The 25,747-nt window shown below is 58.7% G+C and carries 19 protein-coding genes and 2 tRNA genes; 11 read left to right on the top strand and 10 right to left on the bottom strand.

The window, feature by feature from the left end; genetic code table 11:
• Nucleotide 1 precedes the first annotated feature (1 nt).
• The 6 genes from BM035_RS13990 to BM035_RS13965 all read right to left on the bottom strand — a co-directional run bounded on the left by BM035_RS13990 (nt 2) and on the right by BM035_RS13965 (nt 11,621).
• Nucleotides 2-1,468 carry a hypothetical protein gene (locus BM035_RS13990; RefSeq protein WP_139216050.1) on the bottom strand — a complete coding sequence of 489 codons (1,467 nt, stop codon included), beginning with the start codon at nt 1,466-1,468 and terminating at the stop codon, nt 2-4.
• A 74-nt stretch (nt 1,469-1,542) separates the two neighbouring features.
• Complete coding sequence (locus BM035_RS13985) at nt 1,543-2,412, bottom strand: hypothetical protein (RefSeq protein ID WP_217646354.1); 870 nt, start codon at nt 2,410-2,412, stop codon at nt 1,543-1,545.
• 693 nt (nt 2,413-3,105) lie between these two features.
• A complete protein-coding gene (locus BM035_RS13980) occupies nt 3,106-5,745 on the bottom strand; it encodes an AAA family ATPase (protein ID WP_092032629.1) in 2,640 nt (879 codons plus the stop codon).
• Nucleotides 5,742-6,866: a metallophosphoesterase family protein gene (locus tag BM035_RS13975; RefSeq protein WP_092032626.1), complete on the bottom strand. Its 1,125-nt coding sequence runs from the start codon at nt 6,864-6,866 to the stop codon at nt 5,742-5,744. The genes BM035_RS13980 and BM035_RS13975 overlap by 4 nt, the downstream gene beginning before the upstream one ends.
• Nucleotides 6,867-7,002: 136 nt before the next feature.
• Nucleotides 7,003-9,894 carry a formate dehydrogenase subunit alpha gene (gene fdhF / locus BM035_RS13970; RefSeq protein WP_092032623.1) on the bottom strand — a complete coding sequence of 964 codons (2,892 nt, stop codon included), beginning with the start codon at nt 9,892-9,894 and terminating at the stop codon, nt 7,003-7,005.
• 11 nt (nt 9,895-9,905) lie between these two features.
• Nucleotides 9,906-11,621: an NADH-ubiquinone oxidoreductase-F iron-sulfur binding region domain-containing protein gene (locus BM035_RS13965; RefSeq protein WP_092032621.1), complete on the bottom strand. Its 1,716-nt coding sequence runs from the start codon at nt 11,619-11,621 to the stop codon at nt 9,906-9,908.
• Between the two features lie 212 nt (nt 11,622-11,833).
• On the opposite strand from BM035_RS13965, the gene BM035_RS13960 reads away from it, so the two are divergent.
• Nucleotides 11,834-12,817, top strand: a complete 984-nt coding sequence (locus tag BM035_RS13960; protein WP_092032618.1) for a ribose-phosphate diphosphokinase — start codon at nt 11,834-11,836, stop codon at nt 12,815-12,817.
• Between the two features lie 64 nt (nt 12,818-12,881).
• Here the strand turns inward: BM035_RS13960 and BM035_RS13955 are convergent, their stop codons facing one another.
• A complete protein-coding gene (locus BM035_RS13955; RefSeq protein ID WP_008174494.1) occupies nt 12,882-13,388 on the bottom strand; it encodes a hypothetical protein in 507 nt (168 codons plus the stop codon).
• A 245-nt stretch (nt 13,389-13,633) separates the two neighbouring features.
• On the opposite strand from BM035_RS13955, the gene BM035_RS13950 reads away from it, so the two are divergent.
• The 6 genes from BM035_RS13950 to BM035_RS13925 all read left to right on the top strand — a co-directional run bounded on the left by BM035_RS13950 (nt 13,634) and on the right by BM035_RS13925 (nt 21,148).
• On the top strand, nt 13,634-15,130 hold the full coding sequence (locus BM035_RS13950) for a DUF3375 domain-containing protein (RefSeq protein ID WP_092032617.1): 1,497 nt from the start codon (nt 13,634-13,636) through the stop codon (nt 15,128-15,130).
• 6 nt (nt 15,131-15,136) lie between these two features.
• The gene (locus BM035_RS13945) at nt 15,137-15,880 is read left to right on the top strand and encodes a DUF4194 domain-containing protein (RefSeq protein ID WP_008174489.1); all 744 of its coding nucleotides are present in this window, start codon (nt 15,137-15,139) and stop codon (nt 15,878-15,880) included.
• Nucleotides 15,877-19,200 carry an ATP-binding protein gene (locus tag BM035_RS13940; protein WP_008174487.1) on the top strand — a complete coding sequence of 1,108 codons (3,324 nt, stop codon included), beginning with the start codon at nt 15,877-15,879 and terminating at the stop codon, nt 19,198-19,200. Before BM035_RS13945 ends, BM035_RS13940 begins: the two co-directional genes overlap by 4 nt.
• Nucleotides 19,184-20,338 carry a Wadjet anti-phage system protein JetD domain-containing protein gene (locus BM035_RS13935; RefSeq protein WP_092032614.1) on the top strand — a complete coding sequence of 385 codons (1,155 nt, stop codon included), beginning with the start codon at nt 19,184-19,186 and terminating at the stop codon, nt 20,336-20,338. Before BM035_RS13940 ends, BM035_RS13935 begins: the two co-directional genes overlap by 17 nt.
• A 139-nt stretch (nt 20,339-20,477) precedes the next feature.
• On the top strand, nt 20,478-20,714 hold the full coding sequence (locus BM035_RS13930; RefSeq protein WP_008174483.1) for a type II toxin-antitoxin system Phd/YefM family antitoxin: 237 nt from the start codon (nt 20,478-20,480) through the stop codon (nt 20,712-20,714).
• The gene (locus tag BM035_RS13925) at nt 20,714-21,148 is read left to right on the top strand and encodes a type II toxin-antitoxin system VapC family toxin (RefSeq protein WP_092032612.1); all 435 of its coding nucleotides are present in this window, start codon (nt 20,714-20,716) and stop codon (nt 21,146-21,148) included. Before BM035_RS13930 ends, BM035_RS13925 begins: the two co-directional genes overlap by 1 nt.
• A 57-nt stretch (nt 21,149-21,205) precedes the next feature.
• Here BM035_RS13925 and BM035_RS13920 read toward each other — a convergent pair.
• Nucleotides 21,206-21,279: transfer RNA gene (locus tag BM035_RS13920), tRNA-Cys, on the bottom strand.
• Nucleotides 21,280-21,339: 60 nt separating this feature from the next.
• A tRNA-Gly gene (locus BM035_RS13915) sits at nt 21,340-21,415 on the bottom strand.
• Between the two features lie 224 nt (nt 21,416-21,639).
• On the opposite strand from BM035_RS13915, the gene BM035_RS13910 reads away from it, so the two are divergent.
• From BM035_RS13910 to BM035_RS13895, 4 genes are read left to right on the top strand one after another with little or no spacing between them, the layout of a single operon-like run.
• The gene (locus BM035_RS13910; RefSeq protein WP_175497400.1) at nt 21,640-22,806 is read left to right on the top strand and encodes an MlaE family ABC transporter permease; all 1,167 of its coding nucleotides are present in this window, start codon (nt 21,640-21,642) and stop codon (nt 22,804-22,806) included.
• A 2-nt stretch (nt 22,807-22,808) separates the two neighbouring features.
• Nucleotides 22,809-23,642 carry an ABC transporter ATP-binding protein gene (locus BM035_RS13905; RefSeq protein WP_441295079.1) on the top strand — a complete coding sequence of 278 codons (834 nt, stop codon included), beginning with the start codon at nt 22,809-22,811 and terminating at the stop codon, nt 23,640-23,642.
• A gap of 2 nt (nt 23,643-23,644) precedes the next feature.
• Entirely contained in the window at nt 23,645-24,583 is a 939-nt protein-coding gene (locus tag BM035_RS13900) for an MlaD family protein (RefSeq protein ID WP_092032603.1), read from the top strand.
• On the top strand, nt 24,580-25,233 hold the full coding sequence (locus BM035_RS13895; protein ID WP_139216048.1) for an ABC-type transport auxiliary lipoprotein family protein: 654 nt from the start codon (nt 24,580-24,582) through the stop codon (nt 25,231-25,233). Before BM035_RS13900 ends, BM035_RS13895 begins: the two co-directional genes overlap by 4 nt.
• Here the strand turns inward: BM035_RS13895 and pgsA are convergent.
• Nucleotides 25,166-25,744 carry a CDP-diacylglycerol--glycerol-3-phosphate 3-phosphatidyltransferase gene (gene pgsA / locus BM035_RS13890; RefSeq protein ID WP_092032598.1) on the bottom strand — a complete coding sequence of 193 codons (579 nt, stop codon included), beginning with the start codon at nt 25,742-25,744 and terminating at the stop codon, nt 25,166-25,168. The two genes, BM035_RS13895 and pgsA, sit on opposite strands and share 68 nt — an antisense overlap.
• Nucleotides 25,745-25,747 lie beyond the last annotated feature (3 nt).

The following is a 25,747-nucleotide window of genomic DNA, read 5'->3' as shown; positions in this document are numbered from 1 at the left end:
ATTACGCGTCCTCTGCTCTAAACAAGTCAACTTCTGATCTATGAACTAACACGCCCGTTTTCTCTCTTGGAGCAACAAATCCACGGTTAATGCTCTTAATCTTCAAGAATTTCAAAGGTCCATCCCCCCAAGGCTCTTCCAGATCGACCGCAAACTGTTCACTGCCTGCTGCACAAGCTGCTATCTCTTCGAGATGATCCTGAAGTGTATGCTGGACTTGTTGTCTGAATGCTTCGTGCTCCAACCTTCCCTCTTGGATAGCTTTTGCTCTATAGGCCCTTATTTCACTCCAAGCCTCTTTCCAGGAGTGCCCTTTCAAGGTATTCACTGGAAGCACTTTCTCAATCAACAGGCTGAAATGGACTGGGCTCTGAGGTGCATGCAATCCTTCTGAAACTGGTCTGCGCCAGCTCTTCAAGGCTCCGTCCAAATTCTTGAGATCGATCCCGGCATTCTCGCAGTTAGCAATCAGCGCCTGATACTGATTTCGATACATTGAATCCAGCGCGGCCTTCCACAACTCCGTCATCTCTGTCTTATCTGCGACTACAGACTGACCGTGAATATGCATATCCATATGGATTAAGTAATCTCCGATTCCGAATTCGTGGGTTTTCGTCTCCCTAACGCTTTTAAAACCGTCTGTGGATTTCAAGACTAGGTGAGAGGACCCTGCCGGTAGCAAAATAGACATCTGGTCAGCAAGATCAACTGCTAAACAATCGCCTTCAGAAGAAATACCGTGATTGGGGGTAAAATTCAGAATATCTTCCAATTCAATATGATCAGTATACAATTCAGACTCAACTGGAGCCGAGCTATCTGAAATCGTTTTTACGTTTCTATTAAAAAGGTCTGTCCGATAATCAATATCAGGGTTGAAAGGGTCTTGTCCCACCACTTCATCATCTTCCACGAGGGCCAATTTTATCCGACGGAAAACTTGATATTTAGGTATGGATATTAGGACCTTTGGCACTTTTGCCCAACCAAAACATCTCAGTGGTCCAATTTTGAAAAGCGAATAGAACGGATCAGAAGCAAGGTACTGCTTTTTCGAAGTTATAAAGTTCTCGGCTGACAAAGATAACAAACTGACATCGAACAGACTCTGAAAAAGAGAGATCTCCGCCCTGTGACAATATATCCGAAAACCGGCCAATCCCCCTTCAGCAACAAGCTCCAGAATTTCTTGCCTTGCGAGATCCCGGGTGGCTAAAACTTGTTCTTCAAGCCTGCCCAATATTTCATAAATGGTACGACAAGCTTCTTCAACGTTGTCACCCCACACTTTCCTTACGTGGTCTAAGTCGCCAAAACCTAAATTCATGAGCATGTCTTTATCCGGAAGGTAAATACTGCTAACAGTCTTCAAACCTTCGACTCGAATCGAATTAGCGAGATCACTGTCAACTTCCGATACAATCGAACTTACATATTTCAGCTGTCGAAGAAGTTGCTCAATCAAGGGTGATTGAACATTAACTAAATGTTCTTCGACTGGCGACTCTTCGTATCTTTTTATTAACAGGCTGCTAATATTTATAAGTCACCTCGAATCATCGATTTTACTGCAATAAGTCCTGATGGGGGTGTCAGCTCCACAACCTTGAAGTCTTTGTAATACCTCGATTTCTCTTCCAAGCCCGCCGAGAGGGATTCGATTGATTCATCAGACTCGTCGCGTGAGGCGATAATTACCAAAGAACTTCTTTTGATATGTTGCAACGCTGAAATAGCACAATGCGGTCCGTCTACTGCAGCCAATGTTGGTTCGTCAGAAAGCTGGCTCAATCTTTCTGGGGGGTTAAAATGTACCCTGGTGTGAGTTTTTTCATCCGAGGACAATAACAACAATGAGTCCAGAGAGAATTTTTTATTCGAGGCCAGAAATGCTGTACTCCTGAGCTCCTCTCTGAACCTGGTGGTGTCTGACGACGCTCTTGCAATGATTGCCACTTCATCAGAGCGAAAACGGAGGGATTCACTGAAACCTTCTAACCCGGCCGCTAAGTTTTCGTATAGGCTGAGTATGTCGTTGGAGAGTTCACCTTCCGGCCTGGATTCATTCTCGAAACGCCATTTCATGCAATTAGCTTCGAGAATAAAACCCAGAACCGAGCCGTTTAATAGATCTTCAGAGAGCACTTTCGCAGACTTTCGCTTTCGACTTCTTTCCACCTTAAGAGATTTGACTTTAATTACTCGCATCTCGTCATCGACAGCAACGGGTAACCATCGATCACCTTTCTCATCGATGAAATTTACTTCCGAATTCTCACTAAGATATTGACGGGCTCGATTCGCGAGGTAGTCGAAATAACCAGAGTTCGTCAATGGCTTCTCCGTCAGCGAAGCCTCCAGCATTGCACCTAACCCGACAAGGCCTGCCGCAGCAGATTTCCCCGGCATCGATACTACGGTGATTAGTCTAGGACTGTTACCTGAACAACTGATCCTGTAATGGTACCTGCCCAAGTCGATCATCCAGTTTACCCAAGCTGGAACTTCAACGAATTCCTGGTCACGCTCTATAAACCGGGGCATTTCTGTTTCTTAAAGGTAGGAAGAGTTGGTAACAGGTGAACCCTGGCTGGCTCACAGGTAAGCACTGACGGAAGGTCTACCGCCTGAACTATGTCAAAAGCGGCACTCCCTTTTGATGACCACTGGGGGGAAGGGACGTTCTCGTAAACGACCAGATGGAAAGAGGTCGAGACTTCGTACAGGGCTGGCTGGACGGAAACCGAGACATCCCGTTCTTCCAGCAATTCAGCCACTTCTGACGCCGCTATTGTACTTGGGTACGGCGGATCCAGCCGCATCGTGGTAAAGTCTCTAACTGCCGTGTCGGACATAATTTACTCTTATTATTCAGTAGCATGAGATTATCAGTGGAAGGTACAGCTGTAAATGACCGTCCTCGCCGTTTGGCTAAGGCTGCGGGTAAACCTAGTTAGCACGCAACCTGTCAGCTTGGTCACAACTTACTGCCATTCCGCTAGCGCCGTCAAAAGCTCGCAAACGTCATCAAAGTCTTTAGGTAGTTTGTCGGCGGAGAATTGGTCCAATTTGGGTGCTATCCACACCAATCAGATACAGGGATTAAGCCCCTTGCTCCTTCGATGCCTGAATATCCACCGGCGGCACCCCCAAGTCCTGCCACTTCTCCGGATGACAGCTAAACAGCAGTATCTGATGCCGACTGGCCGCATCAAACAGGATGCGTTTCATGTCTTCCAGGCGCTCGTTGTCACTGTGCACCAGGGTGTCGTCCAGAATGACCAGCGTTGGCCTTCCGGCTTCCCTTAGCAGATCGGCGTAGGCCAGGCGGCTGATCAGTCCCATCTGTTCCCTAGCGCCAAAACTCAGTTCGGTGATCTGTCCCAGTTCGCTGCCCCGGCTGAAGGTGCCGGGCCGGAGCTGTTCGTCGACTTCCAGTGAGGCTTCCGGGAAAAGCACCGACAGGTAATGGTTGAGGTGCTTTTGCAGCGGTGCCTGCAGGCGGCGTGTGAGGGCCTGGCGTTTTTCTGTGAGCAGGTTCAGCAGCAGATCCAGGGCCTGGGCGCGGCGGTGCAATTCCTGATAGCGGCGATTGCACTGGTCGTACTCCGCCTCTTTCTCATTGAGCTGTTCTTCCAGCCCTTCGGCACCCCAGGCTTCAAGCCTGACTTTGATATCCCTGAGCTCACGCCCGCGGTTTTCCTGGGTCTGGCGTAGTTGATTGACCGCATTCTGGTAGCGTTCGATGTCTTGCTTGAGAAAGTCCGGTCGGGCTTCGCGGATTTCCCGTTCGCGGCGTTCGAGGCTGGCTTGCAGCTCGGCCTGTTGTTTTTCGAGGTTCGCCAGGTCGGTGGTGATTTGCTGAAGCTGCTGTTGCCGTTCCGGGCTCTTTTCTTCATCCGCCAGCCGCTGCCATTCGGTTTTAGCGTTGTCCCGCGCCTGCTTCAGTGCCGACCGCTTTGCCTGGTGCTCACGCTCATCGGATTCGGCCTTATCCAGCGCGGTGCCTGCCTGACCAAAAGCGGCTTCTGCCTCATCCAGGGCGGGTACGTTCTCTTTCTCGTCCGGTACTGGCGTGGCCTGCAACTGGCTTTTGGCTTTCTCCAGTTCGCTTTCCGCCTCACTCTGCTGGGAGACAAGCTGCTCAATGCCAGCCGGTGCCACGGACTTCAGCAAATCTTCAGCGTGCTTCTGGGCTCTTCCGGCGCTTTCAAAGGCTGACAGCCGGTCTTCGGACTGTTCAACGGATGCCACGCCGAGGGTTTTCAGCTGTTCGGCGAAGCTGTCCTCGAGGGTTTTGAGCTTCCGGCGAGTACTGGCCAGCTCTTCGCCGCCGGGGGTTATGCCCAGGGTACCCACGCCCGGGATCACCAGGGTGGATTCTTCCAGAAGCTGCTGCTCGCCTTGCCCGGCCAGTTGCTCGTTGTTCAGCGTTAACGACGCGCTGGCTTCCAGCTGCCAGCTCAATCGGGTGGCGATGGTTCGTGAACGGATAGTTTCTTCGTTCAGCTGTTTCGCGGTCGCTTTCAGGTTTTTGACCGCGGCGGAATCAATCCGGTTGTCTCTGGCCTTCTGCCTGGCCTGCTCCAGCTGCTGGTGGTAGTCCTTTGCTTTGGTGAGGTTGTTGGTCAGCACCTGTTTCTGTTGCTCGAGCCGGCGGAAATCCTGCTCCAGCCGTTCACGGGTTTGCAGCAAGCCGGCGAGCTTGCGCTGCTTCTCCGCCTGTTCATAAGCGGTTCTGGCTTCTTGCAAACGGCCTGCAATCATCGGCGTTTGCGTTTGTGCGGTGGCGAGGTCTCGCTCCGCGCGGTCCAATTCGGCTTTTCGACCCTCAAGCTGGCGACTCAGGCCTTCCAGGTGTTCCTTGTTCTGTTGCAACAATCGGTGATTCTGCTGCAGCTGGCCGAGCGTGGCCTTTTCCTGGGCTTGCTGTTGCTCGAGGCGCTCCACCTGCTGATAGCGCGTGCGGGCTTGCTCCAGCTGTCGCTGAGCCTCTTCCCAGGGGCGCTCGGCCTCGGCCTGGTCGTAGTCCTGGGTCAGTCTGCCCAGCCGGTCGACCTGCTCCTGGTATTTATGCACCCGCTCCTTCAGCTCTTCGATTTCGGCCTCATACAGGGCGCGGTCTTTCTCCAGTTTCAGGTAATCGCCCCGGGGCTTGACGGTGCCGGTCAGCAGGGTGTCCCGCTGGCTGCGAACGGTCTCGATCAGGTCGTCGCCGCCGGAACTGGCTACCTCTCCCACCATGGAATTCAGGGCGGACTTCAGATGGTCCCCGGCATGCTCTATGGCCTGTTCGATGTCCTGCCCGGTGCCCTGCTCCACCCATAGCAATCCGGGTATGCCCCAGTGTTCGGCTTTGCTGGCACCGCGCTTCGGGTACTGGTAGCCCAGCAACTCGGCCAGTTTTTCTTCCGCGTCGTCTTCGCTGTAGGTGTCGGTGCCTACTTTCAGGTCACAGCGTTTTCGCTGCAGGAAGCTCTTGGTGAGATGCCAGGAACGGCCCTCGTGCTCAAAATCCAGTTCAACGGTGGGCGCCGCGGCGGAATCCCCCCAGGGGCGCAGGTCGTCAACGGCGGTTGAGCGGTAGCGCTCGAAAAATGCGGCACGGATGGCACGCACCAGGGTGCTTTTGCCGGACTCATTGGGACCGTGAATCAGGTTGAGGCCGGGTTGCAGGTTGTCCAGAACAAAGGGTTTGCGGAACTGGCGGAGCTGCTCAATGCGCATGCGCTGCAGTTTCATTGGCTGGCCTCCTGTTCCCGCTCCCTGAGCAGACCCGCCAGAATGGCCAGCGCGTCCCGGGCGGCATCATCCTGCGCGCCCTCTTTTTGACGCTCGCGCAGGCTCTCGACGACTTCGCCCACGTATCCGTCCGCTTTCAGGGCGGCGATGTCCTCGTCGGTCGGCGCAAGCTGAAGCCCGCTGCGTTCGCATCGCAGGCTGCGGAATCGAGCTTCAGCCACCGAGAGCGCCTTCAGTAATGTTTCTTCCCCGGCGAGGGTTATCGACCCCTCAAGCCGCAGATCAACAACGGCAGATTCGGGCAAGGCGTTCAACCGCTCCAGCAGTTGCTCCAGATCAGACTGCACCGCCAGGGTTTCCCGCCACTGGTGCCATTGATACCGACCGGTGGGTAGTCGGGTTACCGTCGGCGCTGCCCCTGCCTCGGGCACTTCAACAATCAGGGCGTTGCCGGCTTCGTTATTCCGAAAGCGTTCGGGCTCGGGGGTGCCGCTGTACCAGGTGCGTTCATCAATCTGTTTGGTGCCGTGCCAGTCGCCCAGGGCAAGGTAATCAAGCCGGCTGGCTTCGGCACGGTTCGGCGCGATGGGATTGGTGGAGTCAATCTCGTCCGGCAGCAGGCCCTGGACACTGCCGTGGGCCAGGCCGACCCGGAGGAAGCCTTCCGGTGACTCGTAGCCGCTGAACGGGTCAGTCAGATCGCCGTAGGTGTGGCGCTGGGTCAGCGGCGCGCATAGGATGCTGAGGCGCTGCGGTTCCAGGTTTATAACGCCGGGCTGCAGCGCCAGGTGTACGTTCTCAGGTACTGCACCGAGGCGCTGGGCCCGGGTCCACACGCTCTCTGCCAGGGCGGCGTCGTGGTTGCCGGGCAGCATGACCCAGGGGCCGGCGAACGCCTTTGTGGCATTGAATACCCGCCGGATCGTGCGATCAGACACCGTTTGGGCATCAAACACATCACCGGCCACCAGAACGGCATCGCACTGATGTTCATTGGCCAGCTGTGCGAGCGTTTCGATGGCCTCAAACCGGGCTTCGACCAGCGCGGCTCCGTCTTCGGTTTCAAAGCGGGTAAACGCCCGGCCCATCTGCCAGTCTGCCGTGTGCAAAAACTTTGGCATTTTATCTACCTGAGAATTCGGGGAATTTTGGCGCCATTCTAGACCAACCAACGATACTTTACAGACGCAAGGCGACAATGCGCGTCGTTCTGAACAAGCTTGGCTATCCCAGCTCTAGCCCAGCTCCAGCCCGGCACTAGGCCGGGGTCAGCCGGCAGGCGGCGTACTTGAATTCCGGAATCTTCCCGAACGGGTCCAGAGCCGGATTGGTGAGCAGGTTGGCCGCCGCTTCCACAAAGGCGAAAGGCACGAACACCATGCCTTCGGGCATGGTCTGATCAGCCCGCGCCGTAAGGGTGATGCTGCCCCGCCGGGTGGCGACGTGGATGTTCTCTCCAGAGGCAACGCCCAGGCGCTCCAGTTCTGATGGCGCCAGGAATGCCGCCGCTTCGGGTTCGCGCTCATCCAGTACCCGGCTTCTGCGAGTCATGGCGCCCGTGTGCCAGTGCTCCAGCAAACGCCCGGTGGTCAGCACCGTGGGATAGGCCTCATCCACTGGCTCGTCGGGTGGCAGGGGGCTGGCCGGAGAGAACTTGGCTTTGCCCCCGGATCTGGGAAACGCATCGGCGAAGACCACATCATCGCCCGGCGCGTCGTCGGCCCGGCACGGGTAGGTCACAGACCCTTCCCGCTCCAACCGGGACCAGGAGATATGATCCAGTGAGTGCATGCCCTGCTTCATCTCGGCAAACACTTGCTCGGGGCCGTTGTAGTTCCAGGCCAACCCGAAACGCCGGGCGATTTCCTGGATAATCCACCAGTCCGCTTTTGCTTCACCTGGGGGCGCCAGCGCAGCCCGGCCCATTTGCACCTGCCGGTTGGTGTTGGTGACGGTGCCGGATTTTTCTGACCAGGCCGCTGCCGGCAGTATCACATCGGCAAACTGGGCGGTCTCTGTGGCGAACAGATCCTGTACCACCAGGTGTTCCAGGGCAGCGAGCGCGGACCGGGCGTGGGTGAGGTCCGGGTCGGACATCGCGGGGTTTTCGCCGAGGATGTACATGCCCTTGATGGTGCCGGCCTTGATGGCGTCCATAATCTCCACCACGGTGAGCCCCGGCTTCGGGTCCAATTCAGTGTTCCAGAGCTCTTCGAAGGCGGCGCGCAACTGGGCATCCCCGACCGGTTGGTAATCAGGCAGTACCATTGGGATCAGGCCGGCATCGGAGGCGCCCTGCACATTGTTCTGCCCCCGCAACGGGTGCAGGCCGGTTCCGGGCCGGCCGGTGTGGCCGCAAGTCAGCGCCAGGGAAATCAGGCAGCGGGCGTTGTCGGTACCGTGCACATGCTGGGAAATGCCCATGCCCCAGAAGATCATCGCGTTATCGGCCTGCGCGTAAGCACGGGCCACTTCCCGAATCGTGTCGGGGTCGACACCGCAGACCGGGCTCATCACCTCCGGGGTCATGCCTTCGATACTTGCCGCGAGCGCCTCGAAGCCTTCGGTGTGGGTATCGATGAAGTTCTTGTCGAAAAGCCCCTCGCTGATGATCACATTGAGCATGGCGTTGAACAGTGACACGTCGCCACCGGGCGAGAAACGCACGCTGCGCCAGGCATAGGCGTCCAGCGACTGGCCCCGGGGATCAATGATGATCAGTTTGGTGCCGTTGCGTGCTGCCTGCTTGAAGTAGGTAGCGGCGACCGGGTGATTCACCGCCGGGTTGCAGCCGGTCAGAATCACCACGTCTGCCTGGAGCGCCTGCATGAAGGAGGCGGTTACGGCCCCGGACCCCAGGCACTCCATCAGCGCCGCGACGGAGCTGGCGTGGCAAAGCCGGGTGCAATGGTCCACATGGTTGGAGCCGAAACCGGTGCGCACCAGCTTCTGGAACAGCCAGGCTTCTTCGTTGGAGCACTTGGCGCTGCCGAAGCCGGCGAGCGCATCCGGTCCGTGCTGTGTTTTAAGTTGGGTCAGTCCGTTTGCCGCAAGATCCAGCGCCTCTTCCCAGCTGGCCTCTCGAAAATGCGTTAACGGGTTGGCCGGATCAAAATTGGGATCGAGCCCTTTGGGGACGCCCTCCCGGCGAATCAGGGGGCGAGTGAGCCGCGCCGGGTGAGACGGATAATCAAACCCGAAGCGGCCTTTCACGCAGAGCCTGCCCTGGTTGGAGGGGCCGTCTTTACCCTCCACAAAGAGAATACGCCCTCGCTGCTCGCCCGCTCCAGACTGGGCACTCGCAGGCTCGTCTTTCACGTGATAGGTCAGTTGGCAGCCCACGCCACAATAGGGGCAAACGGAATCCACCGTGCGGTCGGCCGTGGCGGAGTCTCCGCGGCCCTGGGCATCCATCAGGGTGGCGGGCATGAGCGCGCCCGTCGGGCAGGCCTGCACGCATTCGCCGCAGGCAACGCAGGTGCTGTCGCCCATGGGATCATCGAAATCAAATACGATCTTGGAAGCGGCACCGCGATGCGCCAGTCCGATGACATCGTTGCCCTGCACTTCCCGACAGGCTCGCTCGCACAAGCCGCAGGTGATGCAGGCGTCCAGATTCACGTTCATGGCCGAATGGGTGGCGTCGTGGCCGCCTGCGTGTGGCAGCGAATCGGAACGGGGTTCAACGTGGTGTACCGTAGGCTCGTCCCGGTCTGAACGAGCCGGCAGGCGCTGGCGCACGGCAGCGGCATCGATGGCCAGCTGGTCCGCCGTGTTCCACAAATGGCTGGACCGATCAGGGCTGCTCTCCCGCTCAGGCTGGTCGGCCAGCAGTAATTCCAGAACGCCTTTACGGGCTGCCTGAACCCGTGAGGAGCCAGCGCTTCGCACGACCATGCCGGGTGCGGCCTCCCGAATGCAGCTTGCGGCGAGTACCCGCTCGCCTTCCACTTCCACCATGCAGGCCCGGCAGTTGCCATCGGCACGGTAGCCCGGCGCGTCTTTGAAGCACAGGTGCGGGATGGTTTCTCCGGCCCGCTTGGCGACCTGCCAAAGGGTTTCGCCGGGGAAGGCCTGAACTTCCACGTCGTCCAGTGTCAGGGTGAAGCTTGTGGTCGCATCAATCATGGCTGTTTTCGATTCGCTCATGGCTGCCTCCCCTAACCCTTCGCGATCAGGTTGCTGCTGGCGAGTTCGCTGCGGAAGTCCCGCAGCAGGCTCAGAACCGGATTGGGTGCGGCCTGGCCGAGACCGCAGATGGACGCATCCGCCATTACTCCGGCCAGTTGCTGGAGCGTCTGTTCATCCCAGGTATCCCGCTCCAGCAAGGTGAGCATTTTCTCGGTGCCCACACGGCAGGGCGTGCACTGCCCGCAAGATTCGTCCGCGAAGAAGCCCAACAGGTTGGCAGCCGCAGCCTGCAAATCGTCCTGATCAGACAGAACGATCACGGCCGCAGAACCAATGAAGCAGCCGTGTTCCTGCAGGGTGTCGAAATCCAGCGGAATGTCGGCCTTGCTGGCCGGCAGTATGCCGCCGGAGGCCCCGCCGGGCAGGTAGGCCAGCAGGCGATGCCCTTCGGCCATGCCGCCACAGTATTCCTCGATCAATTCATGGAGGGTGATGCCAGCGGGTGCGACATGCACACCGGGCCGCGCGACCCGGCCGGATACCGAAAAGCTGCGAAGCCCCTTGCGACCATGCCGCCCCTGGCTGGCAAACCAGTCTGCGCCCTGGGCATGGATGCGCGGAATCCAGTAAACGGTCTCGACGTTGTTAACGAGTGTGGGCTGGTTAAACAATCCCTTCTGGGCTACGAACGGCGGGCGATGCCGTGGCTTGCCGGGCTTACCTTCCAGGGACTCGATCAGGGCGGATTCCTCGCCGCAGATGTACGCGCCCGCGCCCCGGCGCAGGATCACAAAACCGGCTTCTATGATGCCGGCAGATTCCAGTTCGGCGACGGCGTCTTTCAGCACACCGAGGAGGCCGGGATATTCATCGCGCAGGTAGATGTAGAGGGCCTTCGCCTCAACCGCCCAGGCGCTGACCAGTGCACCTTCCAGGAACACGTGGGGTTCTCGTTCCAGGTGATAGCGATCTTTGAAGGTACCCGGCTCACCCTCGTCGGCATTGATCACCGCGTAGCGCGGCCCGGGTTCGGCCCGCACGGCCTGCCACTTGCGGTACGTGGGGAACCCGGCGCCGCCCAGGCCGCGCAGGCCAGCCTGCTGAAGTTCTTCCGCAAGCGACTCGACGGTAATCCGACCGTCGCGGCATTCCTTCAGCAACTGGTAACCACCTACCGAGCGATAATCCGCCAGCTTCTGCCAATGGATCTCGTCGGGTTGAACCTGCTTTTGTTCGACTGCCGCGCCAACCGTCTGGACAGTGGCGTTGCCTACATGATGTTGTCCCACGGCCACCACAGGTGCTGTATCGCAGCGCCCCATGCAGGGTGCGTGGACCACACGCACCTGGCTCGGGTCCGTCCCGTCGGCCAGTGCCTCGTGCAGTGCGCCTGCGCCCGCCAGTTGGCAGGAAACCGAGTTACACACCCGAAGAGTTATCTCAGGCGGCGGGGCTTCTTCATCGTGAATGACGTCGAAATGGGCGTAGAACGTGGCCGTTTCATAGACGGCGGCCATGGGCAGGTTCATGAAAGCGGCAAGGGCCCGAAGGCGGGGCATGGAGAGGTAACCGTCTGCGTCCTGCAGTACATGCAGGTGTTCGATAAGGCGATCGCGGTCCCGCAATGACGAATCAACACGTTCGTCACCGATCAGGTCCCGCAGCTCCGACAGTACCGCCGGTTCCAGTTGACGGCCACGTAGAGCAGAGCGCCGGCGTTTGACCATCTTATCGTCTGTGCTCATTGTTGTTGACCAGGCGCCGAGGTATCAAAGACAGCCTTGCCGACTGACTTGATTAGTTACCGATCATTGAAGCACATCAGGCCGGGATTACGCCAGACGATGGAAAGTGGGACGAAGAGTTCGAAAACTCGGCCTCGTATATCTTTATCCGCATTTTGACTAGAGTTAAAAGAGCAATTGATACACTCAGCCAAAGCGAACGGACTGGCCCCATGAAACCGGACGACCGAATAGCACTCTTCAGTCTTGATTGCGGCAGCGACTTTGCCTCGCAAGTGGCCGTCCACCTGGGCGTGCCCCTGGGCAAACATGAGGAACGGGATTTCGAAGACGGCGAGCACAAGATCCGCACGCTGGAGACGGTTCGCAACCGGGATGTATTCGTGGTCCAGTCCCTCAACAGCAGCGATGGCCTCAGCACCAACGACAAGCTCGTGCGTCTGCTGTTTTTACTGGCCAGTCTTCGGGACGCTGGCGCCGGCCGACTAAATGTCGTGGCGCCCTACCTTTCTTACTCCCGCAAGGACAGGAGAACCAAGCCCCATGATCCTGTCACCACCCGCTATGTCGCCCAGCTCTTCGAGGCTGTGACGATCGACACCATGGTGACCGTGGACGTTCACAACCGCGCCGCTTTCGAAAATGCCTTTCGCTGCCCGACAGTGCATTTGAGCGCCAGGGAAGCGTTCATCGACTACCTCCTGCCGGAACTCGGGGACAGGGAAATCACCGTAGCGTCCCCGGATATAGGGGGCGTAAAGCGTGCGGAACTGTTCCGCGAGTCATTGGCGAATCGGCTGGAGCGCCCCGTCGGCAGCGCATTTATGGAGAAGCATCGCAGCCAGGGCGAAATGAGCGGTTCTGCCGTGGTTGGCGATATCCGCAACCGCACCGTCCTGATCCTGGACGACCTGATCGCAGGAGGAGGCACTATGCAGCGGGCTGCGGAAGCGTTCAGAGACCAGGGCGCGGAGGACGTGATCGCCATCGCCACGCACGCTGTGTTCACTGACGATACCGGGGAAAAACTGGCTTCGCCGGCATTGTCCCGGGTGATTCTCGGCAATACGGTCACTCCGTCACTGCCGTCCAAATCACTGAAGACCAAGGTTGAGCTGGTGGATATTACTGCCGGCATAGCCGATACCATCACTGCATTGCATGAAGGCAGGGATGTGACAGATCTGGAGTCCTGAATCCGGGTTTCTTGGGCGCCATCGCTTCAGCCGCCAGCACCTTTGCCGAAATCGGAGGCTATGTTCAGGTAATCCAGCGCTTTTTGCCGCCATGGCCCGCGCCTCTCGCGGAAATCGTCGTCCAGGTGCCAGATCGCCAGCTTGGCCCGTTCTGTGGCTCGGTCAGGCAGACATGCTCCGGCCGCAAATCACCATGGGCCTCAACGAGGATGCCGGCCTTTGCGCGATCCGCAAAGACCGCCGAGTGTTTTTCAATCAGTGTCATTTGCTGGTCACGGACCCGTTTGACCCTGTCCTCCGGAAGGGAGTAATCAATCAACTGTTGGTAGTGATCGTCGATGCCCTCCCGCAAGCGCTCCAGGTACTGGTTCCCCGAGAGCCGGACGCTTGCGGCATCCAGATAAAAACGGGCAAGCAAGTCGGCCGCCGCCGTGACGCGCTGGTATTCCACGGCTGAGGACTTGATCTGTTTTTCCAGCATCGCAGTCTCTGGCAGGCGATGCATGACCACCAGCCAGTCGACGGGAATGCCCTCCGTGCCCAACCTCAGCTCACCACCTGCCTCAATCACAGACTCTAGCAGAGTATGTGACCCGGGTAGATAATGACAAGGGCGGCCTGGTGTCGGCCTGGAGAATAAAGGTGGCACCGGATAACAAAGCGCTCTGGTGAAACCGCCCCTGTGGTGGTCTGATGGGTATTAAGTTGTTACGGTCGCTATCACACCGGTACTATTATGAACGCCATATAAATGCCATTATCAGGCCCTGTTTGCTGCCACCCGTTATCCAGATACCAGATAAAAGCACACTGCCGATGGACGAACAAACCCACCTGAGAACCCGCTCCTACCTGGTGGCCCGTCACCAGCATCCGGCCTGGAAGCTTCTGTCTGCCACCCGCGGGCCCCTGGTACTTAGTTGCCTGCAGGCACTGATGGAAACAAACCGGGAAGAAATCCTGTTCGAGGATGCCCAGCAAATGCTGACGGATATCCTGCGTGAACACGCCAACAGCGACGACCTGAAGCTGTCCCCCGACGACCCGGCAGCCGATGCCAGGAAAGAACTACGCTCCTGGATTCGCAAAGGGCTGATAGTGGAACGGGACGGCCGGCTGATGGCCACCGATGCCCTGCAAAAAGCCCTGGCCTTTGTTGAGGGCCTCGATGAAAAGATCATGACGTCCACCGCCTCTCGCCTCGCCACGGTACAGCGGGAAATTGAAAACCTGGAAACCCGTCTGAACCCGAATGCCCAAAGCCGTGCGGACCATATACGCCGCAAAATAAGAGACCTGGAGCACGAAATGGCCGACGTGGAAGCCGGTCGATTCAAGGTGCTGGAGGGGGCCGAAGCCGCAGAAGGCATCCGCGAAGTCTACAATCTTGCCACCAGTCTGCGAGCGGACTTTCGCCGGGTGGAGGACTCCTATCGGGACGCAGACCGTCAGTTACGCCAATCCATCGTCAGCGAACAGCATCACCGTGGCGAAATCGTTGACCGCTTGCTGGACGGCCACGACACCCTGCTGGAAACCGCCGAGGGCAAGGTATTCCACAACTTCAGTGAGCAACTTAGCCGTTCCATCGAGCTGGACAACATGAAACACCGGTTGCGTACCATCCTGAAGAATCCGGCAACCCGCCACGCCCTGTCCCGACAGCAACAGGATGAATTGCGCTGGCTCGTGATCCGGCTGATACAGGAGTCCGCTGCTGTCATCCGCGCCCGGGCCCGCAGCGAAAAAGACGTCAAAGGGTTCCTGAAAACCGGGCTGGCCGCCGAGAACCACAGAGTCGGCGAACTGCTCAATGGTATACTGAACACCGCACTTAACATCGACTGGTCCAGCCACAAGGTCCGCAAAGGCGACACGCCTCTGCCGCCAATTGCCGTGGCGGTTTCCAGCCTGCCGCTGGTTGAGCGGCTCAGATTCAAGTCCGCCACTGAAGAGCAGGCACAAGGCCTCGAGTTGACCGATCAGGGCGTCAACCTCGACGACGTCGACGAAGAGTTCTGGCGGGCATTTGACGGTCTTGACCGGGAAGCCCTGTACCAGGAAACCCTGGAACTGCTGAAAGTCACCGACCGCCCCATGAGCATCGGCGACCTGGCGGCTCACCTGCCGCCCACTCACGACCTGGAAACCATTGCCCTGTGGCTGGCCATGTCCCGTGAGGCGGAGGTGGAAATCACCGACGACCGGGAAGCCGTGGATATTACCGACAGCAACGGACACCGGCTGCGCTTCCACGTGCCGCAACTGGCGCTAACCCGACAAGACGCAGAAGCCATCGACTGGGAGCTGTAAACCCGCATGTCTGACTATTTTGACCGCCTGACAAGCCAGGCAGACGACCAACAAGGCCGGGACGAGCCGCAACAGACATCAGAGGCACTGGCCCATGTCGATCAGCAAACGCCTCTGACGGAGGCCAGCCACTACACGCCCGGCAATGTGAAAGCCACCGCCCAGGAGCTGCTGAAATACGGGTTGCTGGAAGCAGACCGTAAGCCCAACCTCTACCAGGTTGCCACCACCCAGACCGCTGCGATCAACCAGATCCTGGAACCGTTCGACCTGCGCCTGAAAGTGGACGACGTACGTGGACTGGCTTTCCTTGTCGTGTCAGACCGGCTCTTCAGCGAAGGCCAAGAAAACGACGACGAGTGGTCCCACCCCCTGGTGCGCCGCCAGCGTCTGACCATGGAACAGTCCCTGCTGGTGGCCATACTACGCCAGCACTTTATCGCCCACGAACAGGAAACCGGTCTCGGTGCCGGCGAAGCCACTGTGGAACTGGATGAGCTACTGCCCCAACTGCAGCTGTACCTGGGCGACACCGGCAGCGACACCCGCGACCAGAAACGCCTGCGCAGCCTGCTGGACAACCTCAAGAGCCACGGCATTGTCTCGGACATCGACGCCAACGACCAGGTGGTCGTTCGCCCTATCATCACCCACCTGGCGAACCCGGAAAATCTGCAGAACCTGCTCCACCATTTCCGACAAATGGCCGGCCAGTCCGCCCCGCAAGACGCTGACGGAGAGGATGTATGAGCCTGCCCCAGACCGACCTCTTTGCCGCTGACATCCTGCCGCCCACGGCCTATATCCTGACCCACCTGGACCTGTATAACTGGGGGCCCTTCGGTGGACGGCACTGCGCGGAGATCGACCCGAAAGGCACCGCCATTATCGGCCCCACCGGCAGCGGCAAGACCACGCTGGTGGACGCGTTGATGACCCTGTTGACTCACCAGCCCCGGTACAACCTGGCCTCCACTGGCGGCCATGAAAGCGACCGTGACCTGATTTCCTATATTCGGGGCGTATCCGGTGCCGGTAACAATACCGGCGACAACAGCCATATCGCACGCGCTGGTAAAACCGTAACAGCCGTGAGCGCCCGCTTCTCCAACGGTAACAACGCTATTCGCATCGGGGCGCTGTTCTGGATCGACGGCAGCAGCTCTGCCGCCAGCGACCTGAAACGCCTATGGCTGTTTTCAGAAAGGGATGACCAGAGTCTGGACAACTGGCTGGCCATTCACCACGAGGGTGGCGCCCGGGAGCTCAAGCAACACGCCGGGGATAACCCAGGCTTACAGGCCAACGACAGTAAGAAAGCCTACCTGGCCCAAGTACGGCGATTTTTTGAAGTGGGGGAAAATGCCTTCACTCTGCTCAACCGCGCCGCGGGCCTGAAGCAGCTCAACAGCATCGACGAAATCTTCCGGGAACTGGTGCTGGATGACCACTCGGCGTTCGACCGGGCGGCAGAGGTGGCCAGTGAGTTTGACGACCTGGCCGCGATCCACAGCGAACTGGAAACCGCCCGAAAACAACACCAGTCGCTGCTACCCATAGCGGAAACCTACGAAAAGCACCAGAGTGCCACCAGAGAGCTTGACCAGCAGCTGTTATTGAAAGACATCCTGCCGATCTGGTTCGCACAAACCGGCTACGAGCTGTGGAGCACCCGCAAACAGGACCTGGAACGCCAGCTTGATAAGGGCAGAGAAACCCTCGAGTCATTGAGCAGCAATGTTAAGCAACTCAACAGCAAAGCCGATACCCTGAAAGACATATACCTGCAGGCCGGTGGTGCCAGCATAGAGCAGCTAAAGGAGCAGATCTCCCAACAGAAGCGCTGGGTAGGAGAACGGGGCCGACACGCCAGGGACTACCAGACCCTGACCGGCAAGCTTGACCTGGACAGCACACTGAGCTCCGAAGCACTGGCCCGGAACCGCCAGCTCGGTGAGTCAAAGCTGGCCGAACTGTCCGAACTTGCGGACACTCAGGACGAATTCCTGCTCGACCTGCGTTTTCGTCACGGTAAGCTCAATGAAACCCTGACGGAAATCACCGAAGAAATCGACCGCATCAAGGCCCGGCCCGGGTCCAACATCGACGGACGTTACCAGGAATTCCGCAGCGAACTGGCCCAGGACCTGAACCTGGACGAAAGCATTCTGCCGTTCGTGGCAGAACTGGTGGAAGTCAAAGCCGAAGAACGTGACTGGCGTGGCGCCATTGAACGGGCTATCGGCGGGCACCGCCTGCGCCTGCTCGTGCCACCGGCCGCCATGCAATCGGCCCTGGACAGGGTCAACAGCCGTGACAACCGCCTTCATGTGCGACTGCTGGAAGCCCAGGCACCCCAGGCCACGGCACAGTTCATGAAGGATGGCTTCACCCGCAAGCTGAACTTCAAGGACCATCCTCACCGGGAAGCCCTGAAACAATTGTTGGCCGAAATCGACCGACACTGCGTGGACTCTCCCGAAACCCTGCGCCAGACACCCCATGGCATGACCCAACAGGGCCTGATGTCCGGCAAGAAGGGCTATTTTGAAAAACGGGACAACCAGCGGCTCGACAAGGGCTGGATGACCGGCTTCAACAACCGTGACCGTCTCTCCGCGCTCAACAACGAACTGAGCGAAACCCGTAAGAAAGCGGACGCTCTGGGGCGGCAACTCGAATCAGCCCGCCGTAATCTCAGGGACACAAATGATCAGATAAGGCTTTACGAACTCCTGGGCGAAACCGAGTTCAGCACCATCAACCTGCCCAGCGCACAACGTGAACTCGATGCCCTGCAAAGCCGGCTGGAAGCACTGACCGCTCCGGACTCGGATGTGGAAAAAGCACGGGGGGAATTTGAAGCGGTTCGCCAGCAACTAGAAGAAGGCCGACAACAGCTGTCGAACCAGGAAACCGCCCTCGCCCTGCTGAAAGAAAAGCGCAACCAGGCCACGGACCGCTGCACAGAACTGCTGGACCGGCTTGGCGATGGCCTCACAGACGACCAGCAAAGCCTGGCAACCAGACACTTCCGCACCCCGAAAGCGGACCAGTACGAACGACTGGAAGCCCTGGAGCGGGACCAGCGAGAGCAACTGGACAAAGTCATTGGGAAGCTGGGCAAACAGATCCAGAGTTTTGAACTCAGCCTGACCCAACTGATGGAAAAGGCGCTCACCATTGATACCGGGGCGCTGATTGAAACCGGCAGTAATATCCAGGACATTCCGGAATACCTGGAACGCCTGCGGGTACTGGAGGAAGAAGCCCTTCCCCAAAAGCTGGAGCGATTCCTCAGCTATCTGAACCAGTCGTCGGATCAGGGCGTGACCCAACTGCTGGCTCACATACAGAACCAGGTGGCCATCATTGAAGAACGTATCGCCGATCTGAACGCCACACTGCGGCGGGTCGACTTCCAGCCTGGCCGCTACCTGCGCCTGGAGCCCCGCCGGGTTACCCATGAATCCCTCCGCAGGTTGGAGCGCGCACAACGGCAGCTGCGGGCGGATGCCCTGAAAGGCGACCAGGGCGAAAGCCATTTCAAGGCTCTGCAAAACATGGTGGCCTTGCTGCGGGACGCGGCAGACAACAAGCGCACCGTGGGTGCCCGGGCTCTGCTGGACCCGCGCTACCGGCTGCAGTTCGAAGTTTCGGTGCTGGAACGCGAGTCCGGCTCGGTGATCGAGACTCGCACCGGCTCCCAGGGGGGCAGCGGCGGCGAAAAGGAAATCATCGCCAGCTACATTCTTACCGCCTCCCTGAGCTATGCGCTTTGTCCGGACGGCGCCACCCAGCCACTGTTCGGAACCATCGTGCTGGACGAGGCCTTCTCCAAGAGCTCCCACGCCGTAGCCGGCCGCATCATCTCGGCTCTCAACGAGTTTGGCCTGCACCCACTGTTCGTCACGCCCAACAAAGAGATGCGACTGCTACGGGCCCACACCAGCTCTGCCATCCTGGTTCACCGCAAGGACCTGCGGGCCACCCTTACCTCACTGAGCTGGGAAGAACTGGAGGCCCACGCGGAGAAAATGACCCGGAAAGCCCATGAAATCCCCGGCTGAACTGGCAAGCCGCCTGGCCCGCCAATGGCAGAACGCGGACCTGCGCGAACAGCGCCTGCTCCGGCCTCAGGGCTGGCCATTAACCCTCCCCATCGGCAAGCCCACGGGCGCGACGGTACGGGAGAAGGTCACACAGGTACGAGAACACCTGCGGCAATGGCGGGAGGTCACCACCGGGCAGGTCCAGTGGCAGCTGGTCCGCTTCAAGAGCACCAGCGAAGCCATCGACATTCCCACCCACTGGACACTGGACACTCCCAGCCAGTGGGTGCAGGCCGCAGGCAGCAGTGAAGTCAGGCGGGAATACGACACACTCAGCCGTCTCGCCTCTGTTCTGGACCCGCGATTTCACTCACTGATCATACGCCGGCGCAGCCTGGTCATGGATAAGCCGGAAAGCGACGTTATTCGCAGCGGCAAGGTTGCCCTTCAGCTCCAGCCAGGCTGCGCCGAAGGAAAACCCCTCAGGGCACTGTCTATTGCCGGCACCGACAGCAAGTTCTTCGAGCGCAACCGCCAGCTTGTAACGCTGATGCTGGACATTCTGTTCGACGGCCAGGCCAGCGAAACCGGGCTGGAAGCCTTTCTGGGCGCTGAAGACGACGGCCACCACTGGTTACTGGTCGCCGACCTTGATGGCTCGTTGTTGCCCTTCACGCAAATGCGGGTCCGGGCCCACGAACTCCAAAGCACGCCTTTACCTGGCGAACGGTTGATACTGGTTGAAAACGAACGCTGCCTTCACCAGTTGCCCAGGGTCTCCGGTACGGTCTCGGTACTTGGGTCGGGCCTGAACCTGTCCTGGCTCAACGCAACATGGCTGAAAGATCGGGCGACCGCCTATTGGGGCGACATCGATACCTGGGGGCTGACCATGCTGGCCAGCGCCCGGAAACACCTCCCGCTTCTCACACCACTGCTGATGGACAGGATTACCTTCGACACGTTCGCCGACGCAAGTGGTGTTGAAGAACCACAGCCTGCCCCCTCGATCACTCCGCCAGGATTGACCGGAAGCGAGGCTAAGCTTTACCAACGTCTGAGACAGGCAGACCGGGGCCGGCTGGAGCAAGAGTTTCTGCCGGTCTGTGTTGTTCATAGGGCCATTGGAGACTGGGTCGATCGCTCCGCAGAATAACATCAACAAAATAGTCCAACGCGCTCAAGATCTTGCGCAGTGCTCACATGTATCAGGTTTTAACGATTCTTCGGCGTTGAATTGCAAGCCAAAACTCTATCGGTGTACACTGCACGTGTACACAAAAGAAGGAGAAAGCATGCAGACCATTAATGTCCGGGAAACGCGGGAAAAGCTTTCCAATCTATTAGACGCGGTAGCCGCTGGAGAAGAGATTGTTATCCTTCGCCATGGTAAACCAGCAGCGCGCCTGACGGCAGCCTATCCGGAAACTATTCAGTTTCTGGATCGTTCAGGGCTAAGAGCTTCGCTACCGCCTTCTCGAGAAAGTTCTGCAAAGACGGTGCGAGAGCTCAGAGACGAAGAGCGCTATTGATGTACTACTTCGACACCAGTGCCGTTCTACCCTACTACCGCCAAGAGCATGCTAGCGATAGCATTCAAGCCTTGCTTGAATTGCAGACCAAGCCAGTTCTGATCAGTCATTTAACAGAAGTGGAAGTTGCAAGTGCTTTGGCCCGTTGGGTTCGCATGGGGGAGCTTAGTGAGCCCCAGGCAAATCGCATCGAAAGTGCCCTCCATGATGATGTCAGCCACGGCCGCTTCACCCTCTGCTCTATTGAATCAGACCATTACCGTCGAGCCGGGCATTGGATCGGGACACGAAAGACAAGTCTGAGGACACTGGATGCACTCCACCTGGCCTGCGCGGAGTCTAATCAGGCTTGTTTGATCAGTGAGGACGAAGCGTTGCTGAACGCGGCCGTTTTTTTTGGCATAGACGCGCGCCTTGCCTCAAATCGCAGCTGAGCACTATAGGCAGGAAGCTGAGTCTACTTAACCTGCTGTAACAACACGGAAATAAATTGGAGGCGCGGGTCGGAATCGAACCGGCGTACACGGAGTTGCAGTCCGCTGCATAACCACTCTGCCACCGCGCCGGAAAAGATCGAAGGGATCGGATCTTTGTGCTCTCAGGTGGGCAATGAGAGACTTGAAATTGGAGCGGGAAACGAGATTCGAACTCGCGACCCCAACCTTGGCAAGGTTGTGCTCTACCAACTGAGCTATTCCCGCTCTTTGTTTCCGGGGCATTGCCTCGTCAACGGCTGCGTATTCTACGGATTACCGTTCGGGCGTCAATAGTTTTTTATCAAGTTTTTGTTTTACTGGAGATTGTGGGCAAAGTTTGGCCAATTGCGCGGCAGCATGCAAACATGCACCTTCGTCACTGGCAGAGATCCCCCGCACTCTTTAAGCTAGGGATTGGCAGGCAACATCACTCAGGGATTCGACAGAACGTGCCCAGTCCTGATTCATCCGAGCAGACCGATCCACAACAACCGACGTCCAGCCCCGGATCCGTCACCGTTGAAGCCGGCACTCTGAGTGTTAACGGCGACTGGCTGTTGAGCCATTACCGGTCTCTGGCGTCCCTGGCGTCGTCAATGTCACCCAGGGATATGAGTAAACTGTCGATCGACCTCTCGGGGCTGACGCGGATTGATACCGCCGGAGCCTCACAACTGGCCACCCTGATCGGCCCAGAGCGTTTGCTCGAAGCCGCCTCGGCCGATAGCGAATTGCCCCGGGAAACATCCGCCCTGATCGCTGCTGTCTGCGAGGCCATGAAAAATCAGCCCGAGACGGATCGGCGCGCGCCTTCCCTCGTTTGGAGCTTTGTGACCGGAACCGGCCAGAAGGTGGAGAGCATCTTCCGGCTTTTGTGGATCCTTGTGGGCTTTATTGGCCAGACGCTCGGCACCCTGGCCTGGAACCTTCCCCGGCCCTGGCGGTGGCGGATGACGCCCTTTGTGGCTGCGGTTCATGACACCGGCCTGAATGCCCTGCCCATCGTGGCACTGCTGACGTTTCTGGTGGGCGCTGTGGTGGCTTTTCTGGGTGCAACCGTGCTGGACGATTTCGGCGCCACCATTTACACGGTGAACCTGGTGGCGTTCTCCTTCCTGCGGGAATTCGGGGTGCTTCTGGCCGCGATCCTTCTGGCGGGCCGAACCGCCAGCGCGTTCACCGCCCACATTGGCGCCATGAAGGTTAACGAGGAGCTGGATGCCATCCGTACCCTGGGCCTGAACCCCATCGAACTGCTGGTGCTGCCCCGGGTAATGGCCATGATGGTGAGCCTGCCCATTCTAACCTTCGTGGGCATGATCTCGGGTATGGTGGGCGGCGCCATGGTCTGCGCGCTGGTGCTGGATATAACGCCGACGCAGTTCATGGCCATCGTTGAGCGGGACATCGCCCTTCAGCATTTCGTTGTGGGCATTGTTAAGGCGCCGATCTTTGCCTTCCTGATTGCCGTGATTGGCTGCCTGGAAGGCTTCAAGGTGGCGGGCAGTGCCCAATCGGTGGGTGAGCACACCACCTCCAGCGTGGTTCAGTCGATCTTCATGGTGATTCTGCTGGATTCCATTGCTGCACTATTCTTTATGGAAATGGGCTGGTGATCATGGCGGATATGGCGGCGTCTCCGAATGGTCAAACAAGACATGAGCCGGTCATCGAGGTGCGGGACCTGTGCAACCGCTTTGGCGATCACATTGTGCACGAGGACCTGGACCTGGATCTGCTGCGTGGTGAAATTCTGGGCGTGGTCGGCGGTTCGGGCACTGGCAAGACGGTACTTTTGCGCAGCATCGTCGGCCTGAATACACCAGCCTCTGGCCACATCCGGGTGTTTGGCGAGGATCTTATCCAGCTTTCGGCAAGGGCGCGTTCGCGCATAGAGCAACGCTTCGGTGTGCTGTTCCAGGGTGGCGCCCTGTTTACGTCCCTGAACCTGCAGGAGAATATCGCCGTTCCGCTGATCGAACACGCGGGCCTGAAACGGCCCGAAGCGGAAAAACTGGCGCGCATGAAGCTGGCGCTGACCGGATTACCGCCTGACGCAGCGGTTCGGTATCCGTCCGAACTTTCTGGCGGTATGGTAAAACGCGCAAGCCTGGCACGGGCCCTGGCCCTTGATCCTGAGATACTGTTCCTGGATGAGCCCACCGCTGGGCTGGATCCGATTGGCGCCGCCGCCTTCGACAGACTCATCGTCACGCTGCGGGACGCGCTGGGTCTGACGGTATTTCTGGTCACCCATGATCTGGACACCCTCTACTCAACCTGTGACCGGGTTGCGGTACTGTCACAGCGCAAGGTGCTGGTAGCTGATACGCTGGAGAAGGTTGCGGCCACGAAGGACGATTGGGTCCAGGACTACTTTAACGGGCCCCGTGGCCGGGCAGCGAGTTACGCATTCAGGGATCATCTGGAAAAACGGAATCAGGAGCAGTAACCATGGAGCCGAGGGCCCACCACCTGATCATTGGCCTGTTTACCATCCTGGCCTTTGCCGCCGCCTTGATCTTTTCTCTGTGGCTGGCGAAATCCTCCGCCGATCGGGAATGGGGCTACTACGAGATCGTGTTCGACCACGCCGTCGGCGGCCTGTCCGAAGGCAACCCTGTGCTCTACAGCGGCGTTCAGATCGGCGATGTGGTGGAGCTGAGGTTGGACCCGGACAATCCTGGGCATGTGCGGGTTCTGGTTCGGGTGGATCAGTCGGTTCCCATTCGGGAGAACACGAAAGCCGGCCTGGTGCTCGCCAATATCACCGGCAGCATGAGCGTCCAGTTCAGCGGTGGAAGCCCCGACAACCCCGCGTTGAAAGGTGACGAGGACAACCCGCCGGTGATCATTGCCGAGCCCTCGGCGTTCACCAGCCTGCTTTCCAACGGCGAGCAACTCCTGGCCAAAGCCGACCAGCTGCTTACCAGCGCGACGGCGCTGTTATCGGCTGACAACATCGACAATGCATCGGCCATCCTGGAAAACACACGGGAAGCCACAGACGCCCTGCTCGACCGTCGCGACCAGCTGATCGCCCTGCTCGAACAATTCGATGCCGCTGCCATTCGCGCCGAGGAAGCGGCCATCAAGGTGTCCAATGTCTCGGATAACGCCAACGAACTGCTGCAAAACGATGGCCAGCGGGTTCTGGAATCCATGGACCAGGCCCTTGCGGTTATCACCAGCACCATGGCGCGGATTGATGAGCTGACCCGTAACAACCAGGGGGCAATGGATGCCGGGCTCCAGGGCATGGGAGAGCTCGCACCCGCGCTGCGGGAGCTGAGGGCAACCCTGCGGAGCCTGAACCAGTTTACTCATCGCCTGGAGCAGGATCCGACTGGCACCCTGTTCGGCAATGAAACCATGAAGGAGATGGCACAGTGACATTGGGGTCAATCAGAAACCTGACACTTCTTCTCGGTGCTGTCGTTGCCAGTGGCTGTACGGTGTTTCCGAACCCGGAGCCACCGAGGGTTATGGACCTGGCCGCGGTCCAGACGGTGCCAGCGGCAGAGCAACGGATTCAGGCCTCCCTTCGTGTTGATACACCCTACGCCTCAGAGCCTTTTAACGGGTCGCTGATCCTGGCGAAACCCACGCCTCAGGAGTTCCGGGCCTACGAGGGGACCCGCTGGCGGGACACGGCACCGGTGGTGGTCCGGGATACGCTGGTCAACAGCCTTCGTCAGAGTGGCGCCTACACGAACGTGATTACTGATACCAACCCGGCGCAGGCTGAATTGACCCTGGTCACCGAACTCTCGGCGTTTCATTCGGAAACCCCGGAATCCGGTCCGCAGGTGGTTATCGAGCTGCACCTGCAGATGGTTCACAACCGTTCGAGGGCCAGCCTGTGCACTCGCACTGAACGGGTTGTGGAGCCGGCATCAGGCACATCGGTTGACCAGATTGTTGAGGCCTTCGGAACCGCTGGCAGCGACCTGGCCGCCAGGGTGATTGAATGGGCTACGAGGTGTGAGTATCCGTCTCGCCTGAGGCCTTCTCCGGAAACAGATCCGCCCAGGCAGCCTTGAGGTAGAGGCCCATGGACCAGAGGGTGAGAATCGCGGCGATATAGAGCAACGCCAGGGCGACATTGGCCCAGAGTACACCGGGAGGAAATGCCAGAAGACCCACAATCGCGCACATCTGCGCGGTGGTCTTGATCTTGCCGATGAAGGAAACCGCCACACTGTTGCGGCTGCCAATTTCCGCCATCCACTCCCGCAAGGCGGAAATGACAATCTCACGGCCGATAATAACGGTGGCCGGAATCGTCAGCAGAATCGCCGAGTGCTCCTCGATCAGCACAGCCAGCGCAACGGCTACCATGAGCTTGTCTGCGACCGGGTCCAGGAAGGCGCCGAAGGGGGTGCTCTGGTCGAGTTTTCGCGCCAGGTAACCGTCCAGCCAGTCCGTGGCCGCCGCCAAGCCGAAAATCGACGCGCTGACGAGGTAGCTCCACCCCACCGGAAGATAGAAAATCACCACGAACACCGGGATCATGATGATGCGGGAAAGGGTGAGGATGTTTGGTAAATTCATGCT

The organism is Marinobacter sp. DSM 26671, assembly GCF_900112835.1.
GTDB classification, from domain to species: domain Bacteria; phylum Pseudomonadota; class Gammaproteobacteria; order Pseudomonadales; family Oleiphilaceae; genus Marinobacter; species Marinobacter flavimaris.
The sequence above is the reverse complement of the archived record's forward strand: the minus strand, read 5'-3'. Positions and strand labels throughout refer to the sequence as shown.